This is a genomic window from Pseudomonas sp. FG36 (genome assembly GCF_057809275.1).
Map to the genome: position 1 here is coordinate 1 of NZ_JBMDJQ010000084.1, position 1,248 is coordinate 1,248.

General features: G+C 53.3%; 1 protein-coding gene and 1 pseudogene. Both read left to right on the plus strand.

Features of this window, described 5'->3' with window-relative positions; all coding sequences use genetic code 11:
* The first annotated feature begins 152 nt into the window (after positions 1 to 152).
* Positions 153 to 452 carry a helix-turn-helix domain-containing protein gene (locus ACODS9_RS26520; RefSeq protein WP_489095120.1) on the plus strand — a complete coding sequence of 100 codons (300 nt, stop codon included), beginning with the start codon at positions 153 to 155 and terminating at the stop codon, positions 450 to 452.
* Positions 410 to 1,248 (plus strand): annotated as a pseudogene (locus ACODS9_RS26525) (IS3 family transposase); the annotation flags it as partial. The gene ACODS9_RS26520 and the pseudogene ACODS9_RS26525, both read left to right, overlap by 43 nt.

Below are 1,248 nucleotides of genomic sequence, written 5' to 3' on the forward strand. Positions count from 1 at the left end.
TGAGTCCATCGCTGTTACGCCGCTGGGTAAAGGGCTACGAGCAACACGGTGCAGCCGGTTTGATTGCCAAGTACAGCCACTACGACGCGCAGTTCAAATTGAAGGTTTTGCAGTGCATTGAGCAAGACGGACTGTCTGCCCAGCAAGCTTGCGTGCAGTTTGATATCCGCGGCCCGAGTAGCATCAGGCAATGGAAAAGGTTGTACGATAAAGGCGGAGTAGAAGCCCTTCACCCGCGCCGTACCCGAGAGTTCAGCATGCCCCGCAAGCCATCAAAACAGTCCAGCACAAGCCCGCCCACTCCAGCGGACAGCGAGTTGACACCAAAGCAAATGCTCGAAGAACTGGAATACCTGCGCGCGGAGAATGCTTATCTAAAAAAGCTCGATGCCTTGATCCAAGCGGACCCTCGAACTGCGCAGGCAAGAAAACGCAGGCTATCCAAGGATTGAGGCGCGGGCATCGACTTGCTCTGCTGCTACGTGCTGCAGGGCTGGCACGCAGTACCTTTTATTACCAAAGCAAAGTGCTGGTGGCTGACAAGCATGCTGCTCTCAAAGAGCGCATCAACAGCCTCTATCACGGACATAAGGGGCGGTACGGCTATCGTCGTATCACTGCGGTCCTCGGGCACAATGGCGAGGTGGTCAACCACAAGAAGGTGCAGCGACTGATGCAGTTGATGGACCTCAAATCTCTGGTCAAAGTTAAGAAATATCGCTCGTACCGAGGCTCCGAGGGGGTTGTTGCATCTGATCTACTCAAGCGCAAATTCAAGGCAGAAGCCCCCAATCAGAAATGGGCAACCGACGTGACAGAGTTCAAGGTAAAGGGGCAGAAGCTGTTTCTCTCGCCTGTGATGGACCTGTACAACGGCGAGATCCTTGCTTATCAGATCAACCGGCGTCCTGAATTCAAGATGGTTTCGACAATGCTGGAGCAAGCCTTCGAGCGGCTGAATCCAGGTGACACACCGATACTGCATTCCGATCAAGGCTGGCAGTATCAACAGCCAACTTACCGGCATATGCTGGCTGGGAAGAATATCGAGCAGAGCATGTCGCGTAAGGGCAATTGCCTGGACAACGCCGCCATGGAAAGCTTTTTCGGCACGCTCAAGAGCGAGTTTTTTTACCTGGAGTCGTTTGAGAGTGTTGAGCAACTGGCATCAGGGCTAGAGGATTACATCGCCTACTACAACCAAGAACGCATCAGTCTCAGACTGAATGGCTTGAGTCCGGTAGAATT